Origin of the sequence: Microbacterium sp. CBA3102 (genome assembly GCF_007954505.1) — a bacterium.
GTDB classification, from domain to species: Bacteria; Actinomycetota; Actinomycetes; order Actinomycetales; family Microbacteriaceae; genus Microbacterium; species Microbacterium aurugineum.
In genome coordinates, this window is sequence record NZ_CP042412.1 from 58,227 (window position 1) to 82,863 (window position 24,637).

General features: G+C 68.8%; 26 protein-coding genes and 1 tRNA gene. 6 read left to right on the top strand and 21 right to left on the bottom strand.

Annotated elements, in window-relative coordinates:
* Nucleotides 1-2: 2 nt before the first annotated feature.
* From mpaC to FGL91_RS00325, 4 genes are read right to left on the bottom strand one after another with little or no spacing between them, the layout of a single operon-like run.
* Entirely contained in the window at nucleotides 3-1,187 is a 1,185-nt protein-coding gene (gene mpaC, locus FGL91_RS00310) for a daptide-type RiPP biosynthesis dehydogenase (RefSeq protein WP_153242745.1), read from the bottom strand.
* Nucleotides 1,184-2,437, bottom strand: coding sequence for a daptide-type RiPP biosynthesis aminotransferase (mpaD, locus tag FGL91_RS00315; RefSeq protein ID WP_227992029.1), 1,254 nt, complete (start codon nucleotides 2,435-2,437; stop codon nucleotides 1,184-1,186). Before mpaD ends, mpaC begins: the two co-directional genes overlap by 4 nt.
* A gap of 2 nt (nucleotides 2,438-2,439) precedes the next feature.
* Nucleotides 2,440-3,489, bottom strand: a complete 1,050-nt coding sequence (gene mpaB / locus FGL91_RS00320; RefSeq protein WP_153242747.1) for a daptide biosynthesis RiPP recognition protein — start codon at nucleotides 3,487-3,489, stop codon at nucleotides 2,440-2,442.
* Nucleotides 3,489-4,211, bottom strand: coding sequence for a hypothetical protein (locus FGL91_RS00325; protein WP_153242748.1), 723 nt, complete (start codon nucleotides 4,209-4,211; stop codon nucleotides 3,489-3,491). Before FGL91_RS00325 ends, mpaB begins: the two co-directional genes overlap by 1 nt.
* A 192-nt stretch (nucleotides 4,212-4,403) precedes the next feature.
* On the opposite strand from FGL91_RS00325, the gene FGL91_RS00330 reads away from it, so the two are divergent.
* Nucleotides 4,404-4,491 (top strand) — tRNA-Ser (locus FGL91_RS00330).
* Between the two features lie 118 nt (nucleotides 4,492-4,609).
* Here the strand turns inward: FGL91_RS00330 and FGL91_RS00335 are convergent.
* The 8 genes from FGL91_RS00335 to FGL91_RS00370 form a co-directional block, all read right to left on the bottom strand.
* The gene (locus tag FGL91_RS00335) at nucleotides 4,610-5,212 is read right to left on the bottom strand and encodes a GNAT family N-acetyltransferase (protein WP_131491378.1); all 603 of its coding nucleotides are present in this window, start codon (nucleotides 5,210-5,212) and stop codon (nucleotides 4,610-4,612) included.
* 28 nt (nucleotides 5,213-5,240) lie between these two features.
* On the bottom strand, nucleotides 5,241-5,870 hold the full coding sequence (locus tag FGL91_RS00340; protein ID WP_227991770.1) for a phosphatase PAP2 family protein: 630 nt from the start codon (nucleotides 5,868-5,870) through the stop codon (nucleotides 5,241-5,243).
* 31 nt (nucleotides 5,871-5,901) lie between these two features.
* On the bottom strand, nucleotides 5,902-7,290 hold the full coding sequence (locus FGL91_RS00345) for a multidrug effflux MFS transporter (protein ID WP_194239283.1): 1,389 nt from the start codon (nucleotides 7,288-7,290) through the stop codon (nucleotides 5,902-5,904).
* 129 nt (nucleotides 7,291-7,419) lie between these two features.
* Entirely contained in the window at nucleotides 7,420-8,586 is a 1,167-nt protein-coding gene (locus FGL91_RS00350; RefSeq protein ID WP_153242749.1) for a cystathionine gamma-synthase, read from the bottom strand.
* Between the two features lie 73 nt (nucleotides 8,587-8,659).
* A complete protein-coding gene (locus FGL91_RS00355; protein WP_153242751.1) occupies nucleotides 8,660-10,036 on the bottom strand; it encodes a cystathionine beta-synthase in 1,377 nt (458 codons plus the stop codon).
* 98 nt (nucleotides 10,037-10,134) lie between these two features.
* A complete protein-coding gene (locus FGL91_RS00360) occupies nucleotides 10,135-11,097 on the bottom strand; it encodes a carbohydrate ABC transporter permease (RefSeq protein ID WP_047522133.1) in 963 nt (320 codons plus the stop codon).
* A complete protein-coding gene (locus FGL91_RS00365) occupies nucleotides 11,094-12,233 on the bottom strand; it encodes a carbohydrate ABC transporter permease (protein WP_131491375.1) in 1,140 nt (379 codons plus the stop codon). The genes FGL91_RS00360 and FGL91_RS00365 overlap by 4 nt, the downstream gene beginning before the upstream one ends.
* A gap of 102 nt (nucleotides 12,234-12,335) precedes the next feature.
* Nucleotides 12,336-13,652: an ABC transporter substrate-binding protein gene (locus FGL91_RS00370; RefSeq protein ID WP_047522129.1), complete on the bottom strand. Its 1,317-nt coding sequence runs from the start codon at nucleotides 13,650-13,652 to the stop codon at nucleotides 12,336-12,338.
* 285 nt (nucleotides 13,653-13,937) lie between these two features.
* Between FGL91_RS00370 and FGL91_RS00375 the strand changes: the two genes are divergently transcribed.
* Complete coding sequence (locus FGL91_RS00375; protein WP_153242753.1) at nucleotides 13,938-14,942, top strand: LacI family DNA-binding transcriptional regulator; 1,005 nt, start codon at nucleotides 13,938-13,940, stop codon at nucleotides 14,940-14,942.
* Between the two features lie 79 nt (nucleotides 14,943-15,021).
* Here the strand turns inward: FGL91_RS00375 and rplL are convergent, their stop codons facing one another.
* The 3 genes from rplL to FGL91_RS00390 form a co-directional block, all read right to left on the bottom strand.
* Nucleotides 15,022-15,405 carry a 50S ribosomal protein L7/L12 gene (rplL, locus tag FGL91_RS00380; protein ID WP_017829128.1) on the bottom strand — a complete coding sequence of 128 codons (384 nt, stop codon included), beginning with the start codon at nucleotides 15,403-15,405 and terminating at the stop codon, nucleotides 15,022-15,024.
* A gap of 48 nt (nucleotides 15,406-15,453) precedes the next feature.
* Nucleotides 15,454-15,942, bottom strand: coding sequence for a 50S ribosomal protein L10 (gene rplJ, locus FGL91_RS00385; RefSeq protein WP_017829129.1), 489 nt, complete (start codon nucleotides 15,940-15,942; stop codon nucleotides 15,454-15,456).
* A gap of 351 nt (nucleotides 15,943-16,293) precedes the next feature.
* Nucleotides 16,294-17,154: a hypothetical protein gene (locus FGL91_RS00390; RefSeq protein ID WP_153242755.1), complete on the bottom strand. Its 861-nt coding sequence runs from the start codon at nucleotides 17,152-17,154 to the stop codon at nucleotides 16,294-16,296.
* A 411-nt stretch (nucleotides 17,155-17,565) separates the two neighbouring features.
* On the opposite strand from FGL91_RS00390, the gene FGL91_RS00395 reads away from it, so the two are divergent.
* Nucleotides 17,566-18,246 (top strand): YqaJ viral recombinase family protein, encoded by a 681-nt coding sequence (locus tag FGL91_RS00395; protein ID WP_047522864.1) that lies wholly within the window; start codon nucleotides 17,566-17,568, stop codon nucleotides 18,244-18,246.
* A gap of 51 nt (nucleotides 18,247-18,297) precedes the next feature.
* Here FGL91_RS00395 and FGL91_RS00400 read toward each other — a convergent pair whose 3' ends face one another.
* From FGL91_RS00400 to FGL91_RS19210, 4 genes are all read right to left on the bottom strand, one after another.
* Complete coding sequence (locus FGL91_RS00400) at nucleotides 18,298-18,792, bottom strand: hypothetical protein (protein ID WP_153242757.1); 495 nt, start codon at nucleotides 18,790-18,792, stop codon at nucleotides 18,298-18,300.
* Between the two features lie 624 nt (nucleotides 18,793-19,416).
* Complete coding sequence (locus FGL91_RS00405) at nucleotides 19,417-19,821, bottom strand: S24/S26 family peptidase (RefSeq protein WP_227991777.1); 405 nt, start codon at nucleotides 19,819-19,821, stop codon at nucleotides 19,417-19,419.
* 30 nt (nucleotides 19,822-19,851) lie between these two features.
* Nucleotides 19,852-20,043, bottom strand: a complete 192-nt coding sequence (locus tag FGL91_RS18990; protein WP_227991779.1) for a hypothetical protein — start codon at nucleotides 20,041-20,043, stop codon at nucleotides 19,852-19,854.
* Complete coding sequence (locus FGL91_RS19210) at nucleotides 20,040-20,165, bottom strand: hypothetical protein (RefSeq protein WP_265491361.1); 126 nt, start codon at nucleotides 20,163-20,165, stop codon at nucleotides 20,040-20,042. Before FGL91_RS19210 ends, FGL91_RS18990 begins: the two co-directional genes overlap by 4 nt.
* 295 nt (nucleotides 20,166-20,460) lie before the next feature.
* Here FGL91_RS19210 and FGL91_RS00410 point away from each other — a divergent pair, with 295 nt between their 5' ends.
* Both FGL91_RS00410 and FGL91_RS00415 read left to right on the top strand, forming a co-directional pair.
* A complete protein-coding gene (locus FGL91_RS00410; RefSeq protein ID WP_153242759.1) occupies nucleotides 20,461-22,182 on the top strand; it encodes a DHA2 family efflux MFS transporter permease subunit in 1,722 nt (573 codons plus the stop codon).
* Complete coding sequence (locus FGL91_RS00415) at nucleotides 22,169-22,657, top strand: MarR family winged helix-turn-helix transcriptional regulator (RefSeq protein ID WP_153242760.1); 489 nt, start codon at nucleotides 22,169-22,171, stop codon at nucleotides 22,655-22,657. Before FGL91_RS00410 ends, FGL91_RS00415 begins: the two co-directional genes overlap by 14 nt.
* Here FGL91_RS00415 and FGL91_RS00420 read toward each other — a convergent pair.
* Complete coding sequence (locus FGL91_RS00420) at nucleotides 22,596-23,540, bottom strand: LysR family transcriptional regulator ArgP (protein ID WP_194239284.1); 945 nt, start codon at nucleotides 23,538-23,540, stop codon at nucleotides 22,596-22,598. The genes FGL91_RS00415 and FGL91_RS00420 overlap by 62 nt on opposite strands.
* Before the next feature lie 70 nt (nucleotides 23,541-23,610).
* Here FGL91_RS00420 and FGL91_RS00425 point away from each other — a divergent pair, with 70 nt between their 5' ends.
* The gene (locus FGL91_RS00425) at nucleotides 23,611-24,273 is read left to right on the top strand and encodes a LysE/ArgO family amino acid transporter (RefSeq protein ID WP_153242764.1); all 663 of its coding nucleotides are present in this window, start codon (nucleotides 23,611-23,613) and stop codon (nucleotides 24,271-24,273) included.
* 6 nt (nucleotides 24,274-24,279) lie between these two features.
* Here FGL91_RS00425 and FGL91_RS00430 read toward each other — a convergent pair whose 3' ends face one another.
* Nucleotides 24,280-24,636 carry an iron chaperone gene (locus FGL91_RS00430; protein WP_153242765.1) on the bottom strand — a complete coding sequence of 119 codons (357 nt, stop codon included), beginning with the start codon at nucleotides 24,634-24,636 and terminating at the stop codon, nucleotides 24,280-24,282.
* Nucleotide 24,637 lies beyond the last annotated feature (1 nt).

Below are 24,637 nucleotides of genomic sequence, written 5' to 3' on the forward strand. Positions count from 1 at the left end.
CTTCACCTCCTCTGCACGGCAGTCGAGGGCCGGCGTTGAGCGCCGGCACACGGATCGCTCCACCGGGAACTGCGGAGGACCTCACGGATGTCGTCGGCGACGAGGCCGGTGAGCATCGGGCGGCGATCTCCCCACGACGCCTCGGTGGACATCGAGATGCGGCCGACCTCCCGCGTGGTCGGTCGCGACGGAAGCGGGATATCCCAGCGCTCGAGGAGGGCGGCGATACCCGCGGCCGGTTCGAGAGGCAATGCCACCCCGCTCGCGACCCGCGACCAGAAGTCCTCGAGACTCTGCCGATCTCCCCAGCGGGTGTCACCCGCGCAGATACGACGCCAGACCGCGGCGATCACCGCTGCCGTGGCGACCATCTTGCGAGTCCTGAGCACGAAGGCCACTTCGTTCGCGACATACCAATGGCGAGCACTGTAGGGATCCTGTCCGCGCAGAGCCGCACCGCGTTGGGTGGCTGCGCTCAACCGTGCGAGGCGCAACCGCCCCGCAGGCGAGCCAGCGTCCTGGGTGGCGGTCTCGAGGAGGGCTCTCCCGAGGATGACGGCCTCGCTGTTCCCCCGGGCGCTTCGCCGCGAACTCGTCGACGTACCGGCGAGACGCAGGAACGCCTCCAGCGCTCCCTCACGGACGGCGCCGTACGTGAGGGACTCCAGGTTGCGTGGATCGATGACGGCATGACGGGGTCTGAGCGAGCGTCCGACGATGAGCCGATAGCCGTTCCCGTTCTTGAGGATGCCGACGCTGTTCGTCTCCGACGAGGTGCCCAGAGTCGTCGGCACGGCGATGATCTCCACGGGCGGCGGCGCATCCGGCAGCACGGTCAGCGCGGACCTCTCCGCATGACCGATGGCATAGTCGAAGACCTTCCCCGGAGCGAGCGCGAGCGCGGCGATCTTGCTGGCGTCGAGCACGCTGCCCCCACCGACGGCCACGATGACCTCGGGCGACCGACGAACGATGTGCCGCGCGATCCTGGAGACCGACGCGACATCCACCGACGGCGCGTCCACCGTGATGGTCCTCACCGCAGACCCGGCCCGGAAGGGAACCGTGACCGCCGAGTCCGCGATCACGAGGACCTCTCGTCCCGCGGTGAGGTGCGTCATCACGTGATGCGCGACGCCGGGGCCGTGCCACAGGGTCGGGACGCGTCCGGTGAAGTGCGCGGTCATGCTGCCGCTTCCTGCACTCGCGCGAGGCCGGAGCGCACGGCGGCTTCCACCGTGCGGAGCTCCTCCGAGGTGAATCCGTAGGCCGGGATCAGCTCGATGGAGCTGGGGCCGGGCTGCACCAGGACGCCGTGGTCGGCGATGGCGGAGACCACACGGAGAACCTCGGAGGAGGACAGCCGCCGCTCGTCGTCGTGGCGGAGCCCCATCCCCACGAAGCAGCCCCGCCCCGTGACCTCCGTGATCAATCCGTCGGACTTCAGCGCCGTCGCCAGACGGAACAGCTCGGCCCCGAGTGCCTTCGTCGTCGTCTCCACGTCGATCCGACGCAGCTCTTCCATCACTGCGGTGATGGCCGCCGCGCACACCGGCGTTCCCGCCTGCGTCTCCCCGTGGACGAAGGTCCACCCGCCTCGCGCGAACTCGGAGGCGACACGGGGACCCACGAGGATCGCGGCTGCACCCGTCGCGCCGTTCGTCAGTGCTTTCGAGAGGAGGAGGACGTCGGGAGCGGCCGGCCACTCGTCGGTGGCGAGCATCGCGCCGGTGCGCCCGAATCCCGTCGCGACCTCGTCGGCCACGAGCAGGAACCCGTATTCCTCACGCAGCAGCACGAGGCGATCGATGAACGCCTCGGTCAGCGCATATGCGCCACTGCCCAGGACGGGCTCCACGACGACCGAGGCGACTCGGGACCCTTCCCGCTTCAACAGGGTGGCGAGCTCTTCACCCTCATCGCTGGACGAAACGTGGCGCACCGACCTGCGATCGACGGAGTAGACGGACTGCAGGAGGTCGTCTCCGCTGAGCGCGTGGCTGCCGTACATCGTGCCGTGGTAGCTGCCTTTCAGCCCGACGATGAGGGATCGGGATCCTGCGCCCTTCTGCGCCCAGTACTGTCGTGCGAGCTTCATGGCGGCATCGTTCGCAGCGCCGCCCGAGGTGGAGAAGATGACGCGGCTGTACCTGGTCGGGTCCGCGAGGTCGAGAAGACCTTCCGCGGCGGCTTCGGCATACCGATGCGACGCGCGGAACAGGGTCAGGTACGACGCATCGTGTGTGGCTCTGGCCACGGCCTCGCCGACGACCGGATTCCCGTACCCGAGCGGAACGTTCCAGAGCCCGCTCGTCGCGCACAGGCGTGTGGATCCGTCGGCGAACTCGATGCGATGTCCCGCGGCGCGGACGGCGACGCGATCGGGAGGGAAGGTCGCATCCGCGGGGAGCATCGAGCTCCACACGGCGTTCGGCACGCTCAACGCCGGATGCCGTTCGCCGGGCGAGCGAGGCCCGCTCGGGTACCGAAGCGGATGTTGAGGATGGTGACGGCCTCGAGGCACAGGGCTCGCGCGTCGGCCACGGAGCCGCCCAGCTGCCGAGCCACGCGCTCCGCCGCGACCTCCGGCGTCGTGGACGTCTGTGTGACGGCGACCACCTGCGCGGCCACCGGGGACAGCAGCTGTCGACGCAACGTCCGCGTGTCTGCGAGGACGAAGCCGTCCGCGGTCTCGATCAGGAACGGATCCGCGGCCCAGGGGGCGGCATCCGCGAGGCCGTCGTCGACGAGCGCCCACCCGAACCCCGAGATGCAGGCCTCGCCGTTGCCCAGGCGGAGCATCTTCACGAGGTCCGTCGCGCAGAGGTATCGCGTCGTCCCCTCGCGCAGCGTCCGATCGGCGACGAACGCCTCTCGAGGCACCGATCCTCCCAAGGCCACGGCCCGGGGTCGCGGCACGGCGAGCACGGCGGGCAGCTCGTCGACGGTTCCGAGGGGATCGCCCTGGACCCCGACGCTGACGGCGCCGTCCGCCCGCACTCTGATCGCGCTCGGGGTCGCGAGCTCGCCCGGTTCCGTGAGTGCGCCGCGGTCCGCCAGGAGGACTCGCGGATCGATCAGTGCCGAGGGAAACACGCCCGTCCGTCGCGCGAGCGCGGCATCGTCGAGGAGAGCCTGCCAGCTGACCGCGTCGAAGAGGCTGAGAGCGGTCGGCCCGGTGAACTGCAGGAATGCCGCAGCGACGTAGTCCTGGAGTTCGACGCCGCGCTCACCGAAGAACAACTCATCCCCGATGTCCTGCAGCGCGCCGGTGTACGGGACGACACGGGCCGGTCCGGCACAGGGCCCGCTCCCCTCGGGCAGAAGAATCACATCGTCTCGTCCTGCTGCGCCTGCGACACGATCCGCCTGCGCGCCGCTTTCGACCAGGAACACCCGCGCGTACCGGTCCGGCATCCCGGTGATCCACTCCCGGAGCGCCCGGGCTCCGACCAGGTCCGACCCGGGCCCGCGGTGTGCGTCGCGCATCAGACGCGGTCCCGTCGACTCGCCGTCACGAGCGACACGTACAACTCGATCCACGGCCGATCGTCGAGATCCGCCTCGAGGACCCGGGGGTCCACGATGCGCGCGAATGCTCGACCACGACCGGCGTTCTCGGTGGCCACGGCCTCGATGTCTGCGCGCCCGTCGCCCACCCGTCCGAGCAGGAGTCCGTCAGGGCCGTCCCGGTACTCGCCGTCCGCGGTCACATGCACGCGCACCAGAGAATCCGGTACCGGATACGCGCGGGTGAACGACGCGGCGGAATCCAGCAGCAGAGCACCGTCGAGGAGCCGTTCGGCGAAGATGCCGGTCGCCCGGGCCGTGTCGGCATCACGGAGGAATGCAGCGAGTCCTTCCGCAGACCCCTGTCGGACGACCGTGAGCCCGCCGCGGAAGCGGAAGCGACCGGCGAGGTAGTCCTGCAGCTGGAACGCGTGGCGCCCGCCGAAGCTCATCTCGTCGCCGGGCGCGTGAAGCGCCCCGGCGAACGGGACGACCCGAGGATCCACTTTCGGGAGGGACCCCGCAGGGACGAAGATCACATCGTCGCGTTCGGCGAGCGCCCGCACCTCGTCGAGGTGCACTGCGGACTCGAGGAAGAACACCGCGCACCCCGGAATCGCGCGCTCCGCGGTCACGTACTGCTCGAAGGCCGCCACCGTGCGGTGACTGTCCGGTCGTGCCGTGGTCGAGCTGGCGCGCATGGTCTCCCCCAGTAGCGTCGGATGCGGTACGGCGTTGATCCGTCCTCATCTGAGGCTATTGAGCACTCACACAACTAGCAATATATTCCATACGCGTCATATTGGTCAGGACAGGATCGCATGCTGGGCTTCGCCACAGCGCTCTGTCACGTCGCGCTCCGCCGATCGGATAGGATGGACAGGTTGTTCCTTGGTGACGTGTCCGAGCGGCCGAAGGAGCACGCTTGGAAAGCGTGTGTTGTGCAAGCAACCGCGGGTTCGAATCCCGCCGTCACCGCCAAACATGAAAGAGCCTCCGCGCCAGCGGGGGCTCTTTCATGTTTAACCGGCACCGGGGATTCGGGGAGGAGCGAGCGCAGTGAGCACCGGTGTCCCGCCGTCACCGCGGGATGCGGTGTTCAGGCGTCGAAGCGCACGCCGTAGGTCTGTCCGCCCGGTTCCGCCGGGAGTCGCGTCATTCCGAGGCGTTCGTAGAACGCGGCGGCCCCCGCGTTGTTCGGGTCGATGCCCAGATGCAAGCCCCGGATGCCCCGACGCGTCAGCTCGGCGAACAGGGTCTCGATGAGGGCACGGCCGAGCCCTTGTCCCTGCGTCTCCGGAAGAAGGTCGATGTGCAGGTGGGCCGGGTGGTCTGCGGCATTCGGCTCGATGCCGGGCGCGCGACTGTAGCCGTAGTCGACCATCCGATCCTCGCGGGTGACCACCTCGGCCGGCCGGGGGTACCGCTCCTGACGCGTCGGCCACCACTCCTCGCGGAACCAGGTGTAGAAGGCGTCGGTGTCGTCGGTCGCCACGATGTAGCCGATCGTGCGCCCGTCGTCGCTCTCGACCACCCAGGAGAGGTCCGGATGCCGCTCGGCGTAGGGGACCGCGAACAGGTCTCCCCAGAGCGCATCGTCGGAGAGCACCCCGGTCGCATCGACGCCGGCGTCAGCCGTCTTCACGCAGATCTCGTACAGCGCGGCGCGGTCGGTGGGGCGGTAGGGACGGATGCGCGACACGAAGGACTCCTCTGGACGACGGGCCCGTTCAGCCTATCGGCGCCGCGACCTCGGACCTCGGTTGGCGCACCCACGGGAGCAGCCACGCGGCCAGGACCAGGACCACCCCGGCGCCGACGAGCGCGCCGCCGAGCGTGTCGCTGGCCCAGTGCACCGACAGGAAGGTGCGCGAGAGTGCCATCGCGAGCACCCACAGCACGCCGAGAATCGCCGTCCAGACCCGCGGGAACAGCACCCAGACCACGAGCGCGATCGTCGCGGCGTTCGCCGTGTGGCCCGAGGGGAAGGAGCCGTAGTCGCTCGCCACCAGCATGTCGTCTGGGCGGGCCCGCCCGAAGAGCAGCTTGAGCAGTTGCACCGCACCGGCACTCGCGGCGAAGCAGAGGGCGGCGAACGCCGCAGCCCGCCATCGGCGAGCGAGCACGAGAGCAATGATGGTCAGCAGCGGCACCGCGAAGATCGCCACCCAGCCGCCGCCGATCCAGTTCAGGACGAGGGCGAAGTCGACCATGCCGTCGGCACGGGCTGCGGCGATCATCTCGTTCCACCACCGGTCGAACCCCGGCGTCTCCGGATACGCGAACACGACCAGCGCACCGAGCGCCGTTGCGAGCGTGAGGAGGCCCACTCCCCACCACAGCAGCATCCGCCTGTCCATCGTCCTATTCTGTCGGACGATGCCTGGGCACTCAGGGAGTGAGCATCCCCACGGTGCGCGGACGCACGACGAACCACAGCGACAGCACGCCGATCGCGGCACAACCGACCATCACGGAGGCCATGGTCGTCGCCGTGATCCCGGCGTCGTGCGAGAGCCAGCCTGCGAGCGGCGAGATGAGCCCCGCCACGCCGAAGTTCGTCGCCCCGATGATGGATGCCGCCGTCCCCGCAGCCTTGCCGTGCCGATCGAGCGCCAGCACCTGCACGTTGGGGAACGTGAAGCCGCACGCCGTCATGAAGACGAACAACGGGATCACCGTGCCCCACAGCCCGAGTCCGAGCTGGTCGGTGACGATGATCGCGACACCCGCCAGGAGCAGCACAGCGGTCGAGTAGGCCATGACCCACTGCGGTCCGAAGCGGGCGGCGAGCCGTGAGGCCGTCTGCACCCCGGCGACGACACCGAGCGAGTTCACGGCGAACAGCAGACCGTACTGCTGGGCGTCCAGCCCGTGGGTCACCTGGAAGAGGAACGGCGACGCCGAGAGGTACGAGAACAATCCGGAGAAGGTCATGCCGCCGATCACGAGCACGCCGAGGAAGACGCGATCAGAGAGCACCGAGCGGTAGCGCTGCGCCATCGTGGCGCCGCCGCCCTGGCGACGCGCGACCGGAAGCGTCTCCGGGATGAACAGGAGCGTGGACAGCAGCATCACGACGCCGTAGGCCGCGAGCACGCCGAAGATCCCCCGCCAGGGCATCAGGGTCAGCAACCAGGAGCCGATCAACGGCGCGATGACCGGTGCGACGCCCGACACCAGCGCGAGACGCGAGAGCATGATGACCAGTCGCCGCCCACCGAACAGGTCGCGCACGATCGCCATGGCCACCACTCCACCGGCGGCCGCTCCCACCCCCATCAGCACCCGAGCCGCGCTGAGCAGGCCGAGGTCCGGCGCGAGGGCCGCCCCCACGCTCGCGAGGACGTGCAGGGCGGTGACCACGATCAGCGGCACCCGGCGCCCGACCTTGTCGCTGAGGGGCCCGACGACGAGCTGACCCAGGGCGAAGCCGATCATCGTTCCGGTCAGGGTCAGCTGGATCGCGGCAGCCGTGGTCTGGAAGTCTTCCTCCAGCACCGGGAAGGCCGGGAGATAGAGGTCGATCGTGAACGGACCGAGCGCGGTCAGAGCTCCGAGCAGGACGATGTAGAGCGTCCGCCTGCCGAGGGAGATCGCATCTCCCGGGTGCAGCATGATCGGTGCCGTCGCGGGATTCGCGCCGAGGGTGCGGATCGCCCCGGTCGCCGTGGAGGTGCGGATGCTCCCGGTCGCGGTGCGCGCGGGCTGCGGAGTCTCTTCGGTCTGCTGCTCCGACGGTGCGACGGGGATGGAGTCAGTGCGGGGCGCGTCGGACACGACGTCCTTCCAGCGTTCGAGGGGGTGGCCTTGTCGAATCGTTTCGCCAAGGGGAAGCCCCCATGCTAGCGCGTCCGTCTCCCCCGTCGCGGGATCAAATACGTCCCTCGCGACGACCCCGCAGGCACGTTATTGCTCCCGCACGCGCCTCACGCGCGCCAGCGCCTCGTCCAGGTCGGCGATCAGATCTCCGAGGTCTTCGATGCCGACGGAGAGCCGCACGACGTTCTCCGGGACGGCGAGCTCCGTTCCGCGCACCGACGCATGCGTCATGTCCGACGGATAGCCGATGAGCGACTCCACGCCGCCGAGCGACTCGGCGAGCTGGAACACCGAGGTGCTCTCGGCGAAGGCACGGGCAGCGTCGGCGCCGGCTGCGAGGCCGAGCGACAGCATGCCGCCGAAACCGCTCATCTGCGCGGCGGCGATCTCATGCCCGGGGTGCGAGGCGAGTCCCGGGAAGTACACCTGCGAGAACTCCGGCTTCGCCGCCGCCCACTCCGCGATCGCCTGCGCGTTCTCGGAATGCTGCCGCATGCGCAGCGCGAGTGTCTTGATGCCGCGGGTCGTCAGCCACGCATCCATCGGAGCGGACACCGCACCGACGGCGAACTGCTGGAACTTGACCTGCTCGACGTAGCGGTCATCGCCGAACACGACCGCACCGCCGAGCACGTCGGAGTGCCCGCCCAGGTACTTCGTCGTGGAGTGCACGACCAGATCGGCACCGAGCGCGAGGGGCTGCTGCAGCGCAGGAGAGGCGAAGGTGTTGTCCACGACCACGATCGCACCGGCCGCATGCGCGAGCTCGGTGATCACGGCGATGTCGACGATCTTCAGCAGAGGGTTGCTCGGCGTCTCCAGCCACACGATCTTCGTCTCCGGACGGATCGCGGCACGGAGCAGGTCCACGTCCGAGAGCTCGACCGTCGTCGTCTCCACACCCCAGGGAGCCAGCACCCGGGTGAGCAGACGGTAGGTGCCGCCGTACACGTCGTTCCCGAGCAGGACGTGATCCCCCGGCTTCAGGATTCCCCGCAGCAGCGCGTCCTCCGCCGCGAGCCCCGAGGCGAAGGAGAGCGCGCTCACTCCGCCTTCGAGAGCCGCGAGCTGGGTCTCCAGGGAGGAACGCGTGGGGTTGCCCGCACGGTTGTACTCGTAACCCTCGCGGAAGCCGCCGATACCGTCCTGCACGTGCGTGGAGGACTGGTAGATCGGCGGGATGATCGCCCCCGTCGTCGGGTCGGCAGCTTGTCCTGCGTGGATGGCGCGGGTGGCGAAGGCGTGGTCGGACATGACCTCAGCCTACGTCCGCGCCCGGAGCCGCGGACGTCCCGTTACGCCACGGGTCGCCGCTCCTCGGAAGACGTCAACGGGACAGGTACGCGAGCAGGTCCTGGCGGGTCAGCACCGTGTGCGGCTTGCCGTCCTCCGTCACCAGCAGCGCGTCGGCCTCGGCGAGCGCGGCCCGCGCCTGTGCGACCGAGGCGTGGATGCCGACGAGCGGAAGCCGCTCCCCCACGTGCTCCCCCACGGCGTCGGTCGCGTTCGCCTCGCCGCGGAACAGCAGGTCGAGCAGCCCCTTCTCGTCGACCGCGCCGAGCACCTCGCCCATCATGACGGGCGGCTCGGCGCTGAGCACGACCAACTGCGAGACGTCGTACTCGGTCATCATGCCGATCGCTTCGAGCACGGTGTCGGTCGGGTGGGCGTGCACGAGGTCCGGAATCGCCGCTCCCTGTCTGTGCGGACGTGCCGCGAGCACGTCGGCGACGGTTTCCCCGTCCTCCACATCACTGAACCCGTAGGAGCGCATCCATCCGTCGTTGAAGATCTTGCCCAGGTAGCCGCGGCCTCCGTCGGGCAGCAGCACGACCATGACGGCATCCGCCGGGAGGTCCCGTGCGACGCGCAGCGCACCGACCACCGCCATCCCGCTGGATCCGCCGACGAGGATGCCCTCCTCGCGGGCGAGGCGCCGCGTCATCGCGAAGGCGTCGGCGTCGCCCACCGCGACGATCTCGTGCGGCACGGTGGGGTCGTAGGCGCCCGGCCAGATGTCCTCCCCCACGCCCTCGACGAGGTACGGCCGTCCGGTACCCCCGCTGTACACGCTGCCCTCCGGGTCGACACCGACGATCCGCACCCGGCCTTCCGAGATCTCCCGCAGGTAGCGACCGGTGCCCGTGATCGTGCCGCCCGTGCCGACCCCGGCGACGAAGTGCGTGACCCCGCCGTCGGTGTCGCGCCAGATCTCCGGACCCGTGGTCTCGTAGTGGCTGCGCGGGCCGTTCGGGTTCTCGTACTGGTTCGGTTTGAACGCGCCGGGGATCTCCCGCGCCAGCCGATCGCTCACGCTGTAATACGACTCCGGGCTGTCGGGCGCGACCGAGGTCGGCGTCACCACGACCTCCGCCCCGTACGCGCGCAGCACGTCGATCTTGTCCTCGCCCACCTTGTCGGGCAGCACGAACACGCACTTATAGCCGCGCTGCTGGGCCACGAGCGCCAGACCCACACCGGTGTTGCCGCTGGTCGGTTCGACGATCGTCCCGCCCGGCTTCAGGTCGCCGGCGGCTTCGGCGGCGTCGATGATCCGCGCGGCGATCCGATCCTTCGACGAGCCACCCGGGTTCAGGTACTCGAGCTTCACGAGGACCGTGCACGCGACGCCCTCGGTGACGTGACGGAGCTTCACGAGGGGCGTGTCGCCGACGAGGTCGACGATGGAGTCTGCGTACTTCATGCCTTCAGGGTAGACGCGCGGATGCCGCGGGCGGGGTTGTGTTTCTCCCGACCGCGGCATCCGTTCTCACGAAAGGCCCCTCTGTCTTCCGAAGTGTGTCAGCCCTTCGTCGATCCGGCCAGCAGGCCGCGGACGAAGTAGCGCTGGAGGGCGAAGAACACGATCAGCGGCACGATGATCGAGACGAAGGCGCCTGCCGTGAGCAGGTACCAGTCGTTTCCTCGCGTGCCCGTGATCTCGGCCAACAGCTTCGTGATCGGCGCCGCGGCTCCGTCGGCGAACACCAGCGCCACGAGCAGGTCGTTCCAGACCCAGAGGAACTGGAAGATCGCGACCGAGGCGATCGCCGGCATCGTCAGCGGAAGCACCACACGGAAGAAGATCTGCCCGCGGGATGCACCGTCGACGCGTGCGGCCTCGATGATCTCGCCGGGGATCTCCGACATGAAGTTGTGCAGCAGGTAGATCGCCAGCGGAAGCGCGAACATCGAGTGCGCGATCCACACCTGCGCGTAGCCCTGGGACGCATCGAGCGGCAGTGTGACCTGCAGCCCGAAGAGGTTGAGCCCGCGGGAGAACGAACTCAGCAACGGCACCAGGGCCATCTGGATCGGCACGATCTGCAGTGCGAACACGAAGATGAACAGCGCGTTGCGGCCCTTGAAGTCGATCCAGGCGAACGCGTAGGCCGCCATGGAAGCGATCATCAGCGGCACGATCGTCGCCGGGATCGTGATCGCGATCGAGTTGACGAACGACTCCAGGATCGTGAGCTGCGTCGTGCCGGACTGCAGCACGTCGACGTAGTTCTCGATCGTCACCTGCGGATCGGCGAAGAACGTCCACCATCCCGTGGTCTGGATCTGGTCCCGCGGCCGGAACGACGAGATGAACAGTCCGAGCGTCGGGATCGTCCACATGAACGCGATGACGATGGATGCCACCGATGCCCATGGCCGGGACAGCTTCTTGCGAGTGCGGCCTGCGGCGCCCTCGAACCCGCCGCCGGTGGTGATCGCGCGCGTGCTGAGGGCGGCGTCTGACTTCACGGTGTCGGTCATCGGATCTCCCGCTGCTTCTTGATCTGGCGTGCGTTGTAGATCACGATCGGCAGCACCAGGATGAACAGGATGACGGAGAGCGCGGCACTGCGCCCCGCCTCGAACTTCGAGAACTGCGTGTACATCTCGTTCGCGAGAGTCGAGGTGCCGTAGTTGCCGGCGGTCATCGTCCGCACGATGTCGAACACCTTCAGCGATGCGATCGAGATGGTCGTGAGGACCACGATGAGCGCGGGGCGGATCGCGGGGACGGTCACCGACACGAACCGCTGCCAGGCGTTCGCGCCGTCCAGCTCCGCCGCCTCCAGCAGTTCCGCCGGCACTCCCTTGATCGATGCCGACAGCACGACCATCGCGAAACCGGTCTGCACCCAGATGAGCACGACGATCAGGAACAGGTTGTTCCACGGCTCATTGAGCAGCCATTGCTGCGGCGTGCCCCCGAGCCACACGAGGATCTGGTTGAGGAGACCGATCTGCTCGTACTGCGGCCCGCGGTACTCGTAGATGAATCGCCAGATGATGCTCGCCCCGACGAAGGAGATCGCCATCGGCATGAAGACCAGGACCTTGTAGATCTTCTCGCCGCGGGTGCGGTCGATGAACACTGCGTAGGCGAGGCCGACGATCGTGGAGACCGTCGGCACCAGGAGCACCCAGACGATCGTGTTGATCACGGCCGTGATGCCGTCGGACTGCGTGAAGATCCACAGGTAGTTGTTCAGACCGACGAACTCGTTGCCCGAGGAGTTCATGAACGACGAGAACATCGTCTGGATCGACGGCAGGACGAGGCCGACGAGCAGCAGCAGCAGCGCCGGAGCCATGAAGGCCACGAGCTGGATCAGATACCCCGCGCCATCGCGGGAGCGATAGTCGAGCCAGAAGAACAGAGCGCCGACGGCGACGGCCACTCCCATCGCCCAGTAATAGGAGTTGAAGAAGAACATCACCACGAGGGGGATGAGCAGGCACATCGCCAATCGGACGAAGGTGTAGAGCTTTCCCCTGCGCGGAGCGATGTCCACCAGGAGCAGGATGATCGCCACGACCACCGCGAAAGCGATGACCACGGCGACGGCCTGCAGGACCGGCGGGAGCGAGCCGATCCAACGGAAGAAATTAGTCGCGTTCACGGATTCCCCTTCATCACGCGGACCGGATCACCGGCGCGCACGTCGGTGTGCGCGCCGCGGGGGCTGAGGGGCCGCCCCGTGCGGGACGACCCCTCCCCCGGATCAGCTGCTCGGCCAGCCGGTCTCGATCTGCGTGAGCACCTCATCGGTCGAGGTGCCGTTGACCCACGCGACCATACCCTTCCAGAAGGTCCCGGCGCCGACGGCACCAGGCATCAGGTCGGACGCGTCGAAGCGGAAGGTCGTGTCCGGGTCCTGCAGGATCTTGATGGTCTCCTGGAGGATCGGGTCCTTCGCGTTCGCAGGGTCGAGTCCGTTGTTGGCGGACGTGACGCCACCGAGGCTGACGCGGCTGTTCGCCCACTCGGGGCTGGACAGGTACGCGAGCACCTTCTGGGTCGCCTCGGAGTCGCTGAACCCGCCGACGATCTCACCGGCACCGGTCACGGCCGTGTCACCCTCGGACTCACCCGGGAGCATGAACGCCCAGATGTCGCCGTCCTCAGCGATCTCCGTGCCCTCCGGGAAGAAGCCGGAGAGGAAGGACGCCTGGTGGGTCAGTGCGCACGTGCCCTCGGCGAGGGCGGGAGCGACGTCACCGAATGCGGTCGAGTTGATCGAGCGCACGTCACCGAAACCGGCGTTCACGTTCGCCGGGTTCAGCAGGATCTCGCCGACCGAGTCGAACGCCGACTTGATCTGCGGGTCGGTGAACTTGACGTCGTTGGTGACCCACTGGTCGTAGACGTCCGGGCCGGACTGACGCAGCACGTAGTCCTCGACCCAGTCCGTTCCCGGCCAGCCGGTCGCCGTTCCGGACTCGAAACCGGCGCACCACGCGGGAGTGCCGGTCGCCGTCTGGATCGTCTCGGTCAGCGCGGACATCTCGTCGAGCGTCTTCGGAACCTCGACGCCCCACTCCGCGAACTTCGCCGGCGAGTACCAGATCCAGCCCTTGACGTTGGCCATCAGCGGCGCCCCGTAGAAGGTGCCGTCGACGGTGCCGTAGTTCACCCAGTCCTCGGTCCAGTACTCGTTGGCGTTCTTCTCGACCTCTTCGGGAGCAGGCTTGAGGAAGTCGCGCTTGGCGAAGTCGGCGAACAGACCGGGCTGCGGGAAGATCGCGATGTCCGGCGGGTTCCCGCCCTGTGCGCGGGTACCGAGCTGCGTCTCGAAGTCCTGGCTGCCCTCGTACTTGATGGTGATGCCGTTCTCGTCGGCCCAGTCCTTCCAGGACTCCTGGAGGAGCTCCGCCTCCGAGTCGACGATCGTGCCGTAGATCGTGACAGTGGCGTCGCCACCATCACCACCGTCTGTGCCCGGCGCACCGCCGGGAGCCCCGCAGCCTGCGAGCGCGATGCCCGCGACCCCCAGCAGGGCGATCGGCGCGTAACGCCGGGAACGCTGTGACAGAGCCATGTGAATTCTCCTCTTCGAGTACAGGTTCCCTCCTGGTGCGACGCCACCCCGCGGCATCGTTAGGGAACCGATTCCAGGCCAACCTACTGTCCCTGTGCGCCCCCGCACAACACGCAAGGGTCACAAGCTCGCAACCATTCGGCGCGCGGAACCTCCGGGCTTGGGAGCGCTCCCTCACCTCAGGCCTGGAACCGGTTCCTTTTTCCCTGCCCACGGGCTACGCTGACACCCGGCGCGCGCTACGCCGCCGCCCACGAAACCGCGTGATCAGGTCGAGGAGGACCGATGAGCACGATCGCGGATGTCGCGTCGCGTGCCGGGGTGTCGAAGGCCACGGCGAGCCGCGCCCTGAGCGGACGGGGCTATGTCTCGGACGAGACGCGGACGCGCGTTGAGGTCGCCGCCCGCGAACTCGCCTACGTCGCGCACTCCTCCGCGACGAGTCTCGCGACGGGGCGGACGCAGACGGTCGGGATCGTCATGCCGCCCGTCGACCGCTGGTTCTTCGCCGAACTCCTCGCCGGGATCCAGGAGTCGCTGTTCGCCCTCGACTACGACCTCTCCCTCTACGGTGTGCCCGAGGGGTCGCAGACCAGGGAACGGCTGTTCGAGAACGTGCTGCCCGGCCGTCGTTTCGACGGGATCATCGCCGTCGGCATCCAGCCGAGCGCGCATGAGCTCGAGCGCCTGCAGCGCACGGGAAGGCCGCTGGTGAGCGTCGGGCCCTACGGCGAGGGCTCGAGCGCGGTCTCGATCGATGATGCGGCGGCCGCACGCATCGCGACCGAGCATCTGATCGAGCTCGGCCACACTGAGATCGCCTTCGTCGGCGGCCCGACAGACGCGATGGGACGGAGCTTCGGTGACACGCGGCGGCTCGACGGCTACCGCGACGCGCTGAGCGCCGCGGGACTCGCTTCGCACGCCCGGGTCGCGGGCACGGCCCCGACCATGCCCGGCGGCTACACCGCGGCGGCGGGGCTGCTCGGCGATCGGCGAAACCGACCGACCGCGATCGTGGGCGTGTGCGACGAGGCCGCCATCGGGGCGATCATCGCCGCCCGCCGCCTGGGCATCGCCGTCCCCACCGAGCTCAGCGTCGTGGGCATCGATGACCACGAGCACGCGGACATGTTCGCCCTCACCACGATCGGGCAGTCCCCGAGGGAACAGGGTCACGAAGCCGTTCGCCTGCTGATGCAGCGGATCGACCGGCCGGACGCTCCGCAGGAGCATGTGGCTGCCGCTTCCGCCCTCGTGGTGCGCAACTCGACCGCTCCCCCGCGCTGACGACGGCCACGCGCGCGTCCCGGAACGCACGAAGGCCCCGGGCGAACCCGGGGCCTTCGCAGAAAACGCTGAAGCGTGATTACTTGAGGGTAACCGTCGCGCCGGCCTCTTCGAGAGCAGCCTTGGCCTTCTCGGCGGTCTCCTTGTTGGCGCCCTCGAGGACGGCCTTCGGGGCACCGTCGACGACGGCCTTGGCCTCGCCGAGACCCAGCGAGGTGAGCTCGCGGACGGTCTTGATGACCTGGATCTTCTTGTCGCCAGCGGCCTCGAGGATGACGTCGAAGGAGTCCTTCTCTTCCTCAGCCTCAGCAGCGCCTGCGCCACCCGCAGCGCCGGCAACGGCGACGGGAGCAGCAGCGGTGACCTCGAACTTCTCCTCGAACGCCTTCACGAACTCGTTGAGCTCGATGAGGGTCAGGCCGGCGAACTGCTCGAGCAGTTCCTCGGTGGAAAGCTTCGCCATGATGTATCTCCTAGATAGATGGGGTTTGTAGACGAGATCGCAGGTCGCTTACGCGGCCTCTGCGGTCTCCAGCTTTTCGCGAAGAGCGTCGATGGTGGCGGCAGCCTTGCCCATCGTCGCCTTCATCATGCCCGCAGCCTTCGCCAGCAGAACCTCACGGCTCTCGAGCGCGGCGTACTTGTTGACCTCGTCCGCGGTGAGGGCGTTGCCCTCGAAGATGCCGGACTTGATCACGAGAAGCGGGTTGGCCTTGGCGAAGTCACGCAGAGCCTTGGCGGTGGCGACGAAGTCACCGTGCACGAACGCGACAGCCGACGGACCCTTGAGGTCGTCGTCCAGCGCGGAGATGCCAGCCTTGTTGGCGGCGATCTTGGTCAGCGTGTTCTTCACCACGGCGTACTCAGCGTCCTGACGGATGCTGTTGCGCAGCTCCTTGAGCTGGGCAACCGTCAGACCGCGGTACTCGGTCAGCAGAACGGCAGTCGAGTTCTCGAATGACTTCGTGAGCTCGGCGACCGATGCATCCTTCTGCGCCATGGTCACTCCTTGGTGTGTACGAGGCGCCGCACGGTGGTGGGGCGCCGACCTGGACCACCTGCATAGAAAAAGCTCCGGCGCAAGCGCACGGAGCTTTGGAAAGTTCGTGTCCTGCGCGGGCCCCTGCTGTGCAGAGCTTCGATCGTTGTGCGCATGTGCTCACGACGATGACCAGCGGTCTTCGGTTACGACAACTGTACCCGACGCATCCCCCTCCCCCAAATCCACCCCCGTCCCGTCCCCTCCCCTCCCCGGCCTCCGAATGCCGACACCCCCTCTGAGCGCCGAGGCCCCTCCTGCGCCCCGCGAACCCGACGGGGTCTCGGCGGCGTGCGGGGGCGTCGACGCGGGCTACCCGGGAGGGCGGATGCCGTACGCGGAGAGCGTGGCGCCGAGCGCATCCGGGGAGGCGATGTCGGACGACCCCCACCGGACCATCCGCCATCCGGTCACCCCTCGGATCGCGTCTTCCCGGCGCTTCTCCTCGAGCACGACCTCCTCGACGCTCCGTCCTCGGCGAAGGATGGCGTCGCGGTACTTGTCCTCTCCGTCGAACTCGCCGAAACAGTGCGAGCGACGGAACCCGAAATCGACCCAGTAGTCCTCGCCTCCCGGCCCGCGCACGTGCACCTGCAGTTCGGGCGCCGCGAAGCCGAGCCTGTGCAGCTGCAGGCGACTGACGCTCTCACCCGGCAGCTGTGCACGTCCGTCGGCGAACTCGATCACCCGTCGCGCCCGGCGCACGCCCCGCGAGTGCGAGCGGAGCGCTCGCACCATCATCCGTGCCCGCCAGCCCTCGACCGCCCCGGAGTCCTGGACCTGACCCGAGACGGCCTCGCGACGGAGTGCGGCATCCGCGGCGGACAACCCGACCTCCTCGCGGGTCAGGCAGGCCAGGTCGAGGATCGTGCGGTCGAGCGACGTGCACCTGATGCCATCGACGTCGACGACCTCGGCGGGAGGAACCTCGACGTCGTGCCACATCACCCCGGACCGGGTCCTCCCATGCCGGGCCCCGGCGATGACCACATGCACCTTCCGAGGTGCCAGCCGGTACAACGGAAGGCCGTGCAGGACCGCGGCGGACGGCCCCCAGAACACCGGCCCCGGACCGTCGGAGTTGAGAGCGGTCGCAACCACCTCGACGAGATGACGCCCCTCGTTCCAGAGCCCGTCCCATCGGTCGGCCTCGACGTAGCGACCCCGGCGCACTCGGCGGAGGGACCCGCAGCGACACGCGATCCGATCTCCCGTTCCGTGTGCCCCTTCACGAGCAACTCGCCCCGCGTCCTGAGGAGCGAGCGGACGTCGGTGACATCGATCCTGTTCGGCATCCCGTCATCGTGAGGCCTCCGACACCCCCTGCCACCGTCACTCACAGGGCCGATCCCAGGTCTCGACGTCGACCGATCGGTGCAGGAACAGTCGCCACCGCCCCACACCCCCGCTGACCGTCCGCACCCCCGCTGAATCGCGCAAGCACGCGGGGGCGCGGACGAGCAGAGGGGGCGTCGACCGAAACGGGCGGGGAGGGAGGGGAGGGACGGGGAGGGACGGGGCGGGGCGGGAGGGAGGACGGCGTGTGGGAGAGGAAGGGTCGGCGAGCGGGGTTAGGGTCGAAGGGTGACCCCGGAACTCGCTGCACGCATCGTCGCGGACTCTCGCGATCGCGTGGCATGGATGCGGGCTCGCTCGCGCGGGATCACGGCCACCGACGTGGCCGGACTCACCTCCGAGAGGTCGATCGCCCGGGCTGCGGACTCGAAGCTCGGCGGCGGCCCGCGCTTCGGCGGCAACGCCTACACCGACCACGGTCGCCGTCGCGAACCCGAGATCGCCGCCTGGGTCGCCGCGACCCACGGCATCCTCCCCTCCTCCGCCCTCTTCCGCGCCGAGGTCGAGCACCGCCACCTCGCCACGCCCGACGGGATCGCGGTCGATGCCGAGGGCCGCGTGAAGCTCGCCGAGATCAAGACGACGAACAAGGCGTTCCGCGGGATCCCACGCACCTACCTGCGCCAGGTGTGGTGGCAGCAGCACGTGCTCGGCGCCGAGCGGACGCTGTTCGTGTGGGAGGAGCACGTCGACTTCGCCCCGATCCACGACGAGCCCCGGTGCGTGTGGATCGACCGGGACGACCGTGAGATCGCCAAGCTCGTCGGCCTCGCGACCGATCTCATCGACGAGCTCTATCGGCGCACGACCGGCCAACAGGTCCCGAGCCGGACCGCGGACCCTGCGATGAGCCGCCGCGAGCAGCTGCGCGAACGAGACGCCTTCCGCGCGCTGGCCCTCGCCGACTGACGCTCGCCGACGGCCCCTCGCGCACCCCTGCGCGGGAGAGCAGGGTCCGGCTCAGGTGCAGGTGTTGTTGCCGCCGAGCCCGAACAGTCCGCCGACGGACAGGGAGCGCGTCGCCGCCGGCGAGACCCACGATGTTCCGGGGTAGATGGTCTCGACCTTCACCGTGTTGGTCGAGCCCAGGAGGCTTCCCAGGAGCGTGTTCAGCAGTCCGGAACTGATCGTCGACGAGTACGTGTACGGCCCGGTCCCGGTCTGCGTGACGTTCGTGTTGTCCACGATGACGCCGTTGATGGAGAAGCGCTGTCGGAGCTTCACGGCGGGCGATGTCCACGTGATCGTGAACCCGGTGAAGGTCCCGAGGAAACTCGTCACCGTGCAGGATGCGACCACCGGGGTCGGGAGGGTCGCCGCGGTGAAGGCTCCCGCGCCGTACTCGCTGTCGGTGAACCTCGCCTCGGTCGACTCCACCGGTGGGAACGACGCGATTCCGACCAGGATCGCGACGCCGACCGCGCCCGCGAGGATCCGCCGCCGCCCGCCTTTCATGGCCGCTCTCCGAGTTCTGCCTCCGCCCGGCGCCGGCGTAGGACGGCGAGCGCACCGCCCCCACCGCGAGGAGCACTCCGCCGACGACCGCCCAGCGAGCCCCGGGCGCGGGGCCGGTGCTCGCGAGGCCTCCTCCGAGCCCGACGTCCGCGGTCTCCCCCGCCCCCGTCGCGATCACGCGCAGGTCGGTGCTGCCCGCGCCATCGGCCGGGTCGAGAGCGACGGAGAGGCGCAGATGGGCGGTGTCGGCGTCGCTGATCTCGGCGAGCGGGACCACCGCACCGTCCCGCGGAATCCGCCACTCCGTGCGCAGCACCGTCTCCGACCCGGGGCATCCGGCATCGCGCCAGGCCCGCGAGCACGTCGAGATGTCGACGAGCAGTCGGGCCGTGCCGGTCGCACTCACGCCGATCCGCACCACACCGGGGTCGGGAGCATCCGCGCTCACAGCGACGTCCCATCGCACCGGTGCCCCGGGAAGCAGGCCGGCCGCGGCATCCCAGTCCGCCACCGAGACGAGGCGGAGCACCTCTCCCTGGATGACCTGCGTGGTCGGCGCCGCCCAGGCAGCGCTCGGCGTCATGACCGCGGCGGCCGCGATCGTGAGGATCCCGAAGACACGCCTCATCCGCCTCGCCCGCCTGCTCCGATACGACCGCCCCGATCCGCACGACGATGCGTGCGGGGCCAGAACGCCCAGACGACCAGCGTCGTCGCCGCCAGGGTCAGTGTGCCGAGCACGACGGGGTTGCCCATGCCGACGATCAGCGTCGCGACGCCGGGAACCGAGAACAGGACGATCCGCACGCTGGAGACCGTGTACGGGAAGGGATCCTCCGAGGCGTTCGCATCTCCGCGCATGGTGATGATCCGCTCTTCAGGCCCGACCCCGGGTGCGATGGTCGTGACGCGGTGCGTCACCGGAAGCTCTCCGACGCGGTCCACGGTCACGACGTCTCCGACCTCGATCCCACTCGCCGGGATCCGCTGCACCACTGCGACGGATCCGGCGGGGATCGTGGGCGACATCGACCCCGTCCGGAACAGGATCAGGGTGATCTACGCCGTGAACGCCAGGACCACGAGCACGATGCAGATCACGCCGGCCAGCGCGGCGAGCCAGAGGAGCGCATCGCCGATCGTCCGACCGGGCCGTGTTCGGACACGTGCCGGGGTCCGGACGTCGGCGCCTTCGTCCGCGCGAATCCCTTCCGCCTGCGCGCGCGCACTGCGCCGGGTCAGCTGCGTCACGACGACGTCCCCTGGATGTGCCAGGTCTGGGACATCGTGAGCCCCTGCGCGGCGTTGAGCGCGGTGGTCGGCAGCGTGACGGCGATGCAGTAGTTGACCTGCGCGGTGCCGTTGGCGCTCACCGCCTGGGTCGAGGCGCCTCCTGGTGTCCCCCTCAGGAATCAGGCGATCGCGTGGATGTCTGAGAACGGCTGCCCCTCAGAAGCCTCGCATCCCCGCTGTGCCCTCATCCTCATCCACGCCTCCGAACAGGACAAGGCGATTTCGCGCATGCTCCGCGCTCATCGCGCGCAGTCCCTCCGCGGTCGAAGATGGTTGACGTAAATCAACGATCGACGTATAGTTGACCCAGTTCAACCATCTCGTGCGCGCCAGAGCCGTCGCCGCGTCCCCGTTCACGACAGCGAAAGGTCCCGCATGACCACGGACTCCCCCGTCAAGATGACGCACCGGCAGGTGCTCGAAGCCCTCACCGGGCTCCTTCTGGGCATGTTCGTCTCGATGATCGCGACGACGGTGGTGTCCACCTCGATGCCGGTCATCGTCCACGACCTCGGCGGAGACCAGGCCGCCTACACCTGGGTCATCACCGCAACGCTCCTCACCACGGCGATCTCCACACCGATCTGGGGCAAGCTCGCCGACCTGTTCAACCGCAAGCTGCTGATCCAGCTCGCCCTCGTCATCTTCGTGGCCGCGACGGCCGCCGCCGGCTTCGCGCAGGATACGAACACGCTCATCGCGTTCCGCGCCATCCAGGGCATCGGCGGTGGCGGACTGGCCGCCCTCAGCCAGGTCATCATGGCCGACATCATCAGTCCGCGTGAGCGCGGCCGCTACATGGGCCTGTTCGGCGCCGTGATGGCCGTCGCGACCGTGGGCGGCCCCCTGCTCGGCGGGTGGATCACCGACGTCGCGAACTGGCGCTGGAACTTCTTCGTCGCGCTCCCCTTCGCCGTCGCCGCCCTGATCATCCTGCAGAAGACGCTGCGCATCAGCACCGAGCGCACGCGCAAGGTCTCGATCGACTACGTCGGCATCGTGCTGCTCTCGGCCGCCGTCTCGCTCATCCTCATCTGGATCACCAACGCAGGCTCGACCTTCGACTGGTGGGGCACCGAGACCGTGCTGATGGTGGGCGCGGCGATCATCGCGACCATCGCGTTCATCATCGTCGAGCTCAAGGTGCGCGAGCCGCTCATCCCGCTCACGCTGTTCCGCGGCCGCACGTTCACCCTGTCGGTGCTGGCATCGATCTCCATCGGCGTCGCGATGTTCGGAACCTCGGTCTACCTCGCGCAGTACATGCAGCTGTCGCGCGGCGCCACCCCCACCGAGGCCGGACTGATGACGCTGCCGATGATGGCGGGCCTGCTGATCTCCTCGATGGTCGTCGGTCAGCTGGTGACCCGCTTCGGCAAGTGGAAGGGGTACCTGATCCTCGGCTCGGTGCTGCTGATCGCGGGCTCCGTGATGCTGTCGACGCTGCACTACGACACGAACTTCATCCTCGTCTCGATCTACATGTTCGTGATGGGCGCGGGCGTCGGCATGACGATGCAGAACCTCGTCCTCATCGTCCAGAACGTCGCGAAGCCGAGTGAGATGGGCGTCTCCAGCTCCGGAGTGACGTTCTTCCGCAGCCTCGGGGGCACGATCGGCGTTTCGGTCATGGGCGCCGTGCTCGCGAACAGCCTCACCGGGCTGTTCTCCGACGGCAAGGAGCGCATCGGCGCGGCGATCGCGAAGCTCGGGGACAAGGGCGCCGAGGTCGCCGCACAGCTCTCGTCCGGCACTCTTCCCCAGGTCCGGCTCCTCCCCGAGCCCGTGCGCTCGATCATCGAGGACTTCTACGCGCAGGCCATCTCGCACGCGTTCCTGATCGGCATCCCGCTCGCGGTGATCAGCCTGATCGCGATCCTGTTCCTTCCGAACCGTCCGCTCACCACGATGACGACCTCCGAGCGCGCTCGGGCGGATGCCTCCGGGAAGCAGGCGTCCGACGGTTCCGTGGAGGATGCCGCAGACGTCGCGATCGCCGACGCGGAGGCGCTCTCCGGAGCATCCACCGGTTCCGTGACCGTGATCAGCCGATCCGGCGACGACCGCGGCGATACGGCATCCGATGCGGGCCGCTGACGACGTGCTCGACACTCCGGAGGCGCGGGCCGAGGCGGTCCGCGCCCTCGAAGCGGAGTTCGGCGAACTGATCACGCACTTCCGTCGTGTGATCACCGAGAACGCCAACCGGGTGAGCCCCGGGATGCTGCCCGGGGCCTACAAGGTCTTCACCACGATCGCGCGCTGCGAGAAGGTGACGGTGTCGACCCTGTCCGAGCGGATGCTGATCGACAAGGGGCAGGTCAGCCGGACGGTGCGGGAACTGGAGGAGCTCGGCCTGATCGAGCGCTCGGCGGATCCCACCGACGGCCGCTCGTTCCTGCTGCAGCTGACGGCGACGGGTGCACAGCGCCTCGCTGCCGCCCGGCTTCCGCAGGAGGGCCGGTTGCTCGAGACGCTCGCGGAGTGGAGCCTCGCCGACATCGGGAGCCTCACCCGGCTGCTGCACGCCCTGGCCTCCGGGGCGGCTCCGGACGAGAAGCCGTCTGCGTGACCCCGGTGCCGCCGAGCACACGGCGGGCCTCGGCGGCGACCTCCCCGGCGATGGTGTCGAGCAGTTCCGAGCGCAGGTTCCACTGCTGCCAGTAGAGCTCCACGCGCAGGGTCGGCCCGCCCAGCGGAACCAGGCCCGGTCGCTCTTGGAGCAGCGGGACCATTCCCCAGCCGAGGCCCAGACCGACCGCGAGCGCGTAGTCGTTCGAGGCGGGGACGTAGTGCCGTGGCACGCCTTCCTGCCCGACCGACATCGCACGCAGCCACTCGTGCTGCAACGTGTCTCGACGGTCGAAGTCCACGAAGGGGGCCGACCCCAACGCCTCCGTCGTGACCCCCTCGGGGAACCAACGCGCCGCGAACCCCGGCTCCGCCATCGCCCGGTATTCGAGCACCCCGAGCGGCGACACCGAGCACCCGGCGACGGGAGCCGCCTCGCTGGTGACCGCAGCCATCACGGTGCCCGACTCCAGCAATCTGGCGGTGAAGTTCTGATCATCACGATGCAGATCGAAGTCGATGTCGTGCCCGGCGGACAGACGCGCGAGCGGAGCGAGGAACCACGTCGCCATCGAGTCGGCGTTCACGGCCAGCGGGATGCTGATGCGACGCGTCCCGCCGGCCTCGTCGATGCCCACGCCGAGCAGAGCATCGTGTTCGAGCAGGGCGACCTGTCGCGCCAGCCGCACGACCGCTTCCCCCGCCTCCGTCACCCGCGCGGGCTTGGCGCGCACGAGCAGGATGCGGCCGAGCTGCTGCTCGAGCATCTTCAGCCGCTGACTCACCGCGGACGGCGTGATCCGCAGACGCCTCGATGCGGCGTCCAACGTCCCCTCATCGACGATCGCGGCAAGGGTGGTGGCCAATTCCGGGTCGATCCTCACATTAGGGATACTAATGGTTCTGAAGAAACCATCGCTTCCTCTCATGTCCAACGGTTCCTAGGCTGAACCCGTGCTCACCGTCCTCGCCGGGCTCGGACTCGGACTCTCTCTCATCGTCGCCATCGGCGCGCAGAACGTCTTCGTGCTGCGTCAAGGGATCCGCCGGGAGCACGTGCTCGCCGTCGTGATCATCTGCGCCGCCTCCGACGCCGCCCTGATCGCCGCCGGGGTGGCGGGGCTGGGCTTCGTCCTCTCGGCGGCCCCGTGGCTCGTGGTCGTGGCCCGGTGGGCGGGCGCACTGTTCCTGCTGACCTACGGCGTCCTCGCCGCACGTCGTGCGTGGCGCGGCGGGGAGGAGCTCCGGGTGGACGAGACGGAAGCCGTGGATCCGAGCGCGCCGCTCCCCCACAGCGCGACGTCGACACTCGTCCGCCCCCGACTGGCACCGGTCATCCTGACGACCCTCGCGCTCACGTGGCTCAATCCGCACGTGTACCTCGATACGGTTCTGATGCTGGGATCGATCGCGGCCACGCACGGCGACGACCGCTGGCTGTTCGCCGGCGGAGCGATCGCCGCGAGCATCCTGTGGTTCACCGCGCTCGGCTTCGGCGCGCGCTATCTGGGGCGCTGGCTGCGCACCCCGCTCTCCTGGCGCATCCTCGATGCCGTGATCGCCGTGGTGATGATCACGATCGCGGTCAGCCTCGTGCTTCCGGTGCTTCGAGGCTGACGGCGTTCACGCTCCGTCGATCTGTGCGAGCCGCGCCCGCACGAGGCTCTCGAGCACCGCGGTCGGGATCGGATGCTCGGGCTGGAATCGGATGGTGCCCTTGTCGACGCTGATCCCGGGACCGCCCTCGAGCAGGCCCGCGACCGCCGCGACCGCGTCCGGGCTGAACGGGTAAATGCCGATGTGCTTCTTGGCGCGCATCACCGAGAGGAGTGCCTTGCCGCGGTGCACGAGTGCCGGCATGCCGTATCCCTTGCCCTGTTCCGCATCCGGAACCTCCCGGCGGGCGACCGCGTAGACCCGGTCGATCGCCTCACGATCCGCGGGGTCGAGTTCAGCGAGGTAGTCGTCGATGGTGCCCATC

Excerpts from the sequence above, each read along its gene's own strand:
- mpaC (WP_153242745.1), bottom strand. The coding sequence starts at position 1,187 with ATGACCGCGCACTTCACCGGACGCGTCCCGACCCTGTGGCACGGCCCC.
- mpaB (WP_153242747.1), bottom strand. The coding sequence starts at position 3,489 with ATGCGCGACGCACACCGCGGGCCCGGGTCGGACCTGGTCGGAGCCCGG.
- FGL91_RS00325 (WP_153242748.1), bottom strand. The coding sequence starts at position 4,211 with ATGCGCGCCAGCTCGACCACGGCACGACCGGACAGTCACCGCACGGTG.
- FGL91_RS00340 (WP_227991770.1), bottom strand. The coding sequence starts at position 5,870 with ATGGACAGGCGGATGCTGCTGTGGTGGGGAGTGGGCCTCCTCACGCTC.
- FGL91_RS00350 (WP_153242749.1), bottom strand. The coding sequence starts at position 8,586 with ATGTCCGACCACGCCTTCGCCACCCGCGCCATCCACGCAGGACAAGCT.
- FGL91_RS00355 (WP_153242751.1), bottom strand. The coding sequence starts at position 10,036 with ATGAAGTACGCAGACTCCATCGTCGACCTCGTCGGCGACACGCCCCTC.
- FGL91_RS00360 (WP_047522133.1), bottom strand. The coding sequence starts at position 11,097 with ATGACCGACACCGTGAAGTCAGACGCCGCCCTCAGCACGCGCGCGATC.
- FGL91_RS00370 (WP_047522129.1), bottom strand. The coding sequence starts at position 13,652 with ATGGCTCTGTCACAGCGTTCCCGGCGTTACGCGCCGATCGCCCTGCTG.
- FGL91_RS00375 (WP_153242753.1), top strand. The coding sequence starts at position 13,938 with ATGAGCACGATCGCGGATGTCGCGTCGCGTGCCGGGGTGTCGAAGGCC.
- rplL (WP_017829128.1), bottom strand. The coding sequence starts at position 15,405 with ATGGCGAAGCTTTCCACCGAGGAACTGCTCGAGCAGTTCGCCGGCCTG.
- rplJ (WP_017829129.1), bottom strand. The coding sequence starts at position 15,942 with ATGGCGCAGAAGGATGCATCGGTCGCCGAGCTCACGAAGTCATTCGAG.
- FGL91_RS00400 (WP_153242757.1), bottom strand. The coding sequence starts at position 18,792 with ATGAAAGGCGGGCGGCGGCGGATCCTCGCGGGCGCGGTCGGCGTCGCG.
- FGL91_RS00405 (WP_227991777.1), bottom strand. The coding sequence starts at position 19,821 with ATGTCGCCCACGATCCCCGCCGGATCCGTCGCAGTGGTGCAGCGGATC.
- FGL91_RS00410 (WP_153242759.1), top strand. The coding sequence starts at position 20,461 with ATGACCACGGACTCCCCCGTCAAGATGACGCACCGGCAGGTGCTCGAA.
- FGL91_RS00415 (WP_153242760.1), top strand. The coding sequence starts at position 22,169 with ATGCGGGCCGCTGACGACGTGCTCGACACTCCGGAGGCGCGGGCCGAG.
- FGL91_RS00430 (WP_153242765.1), bottom strand. The coding sequence starts at position 24,636 with ATGGGCACCATCGACGACTACCTCGCTGAACTCGACCCCGCGGATCGT.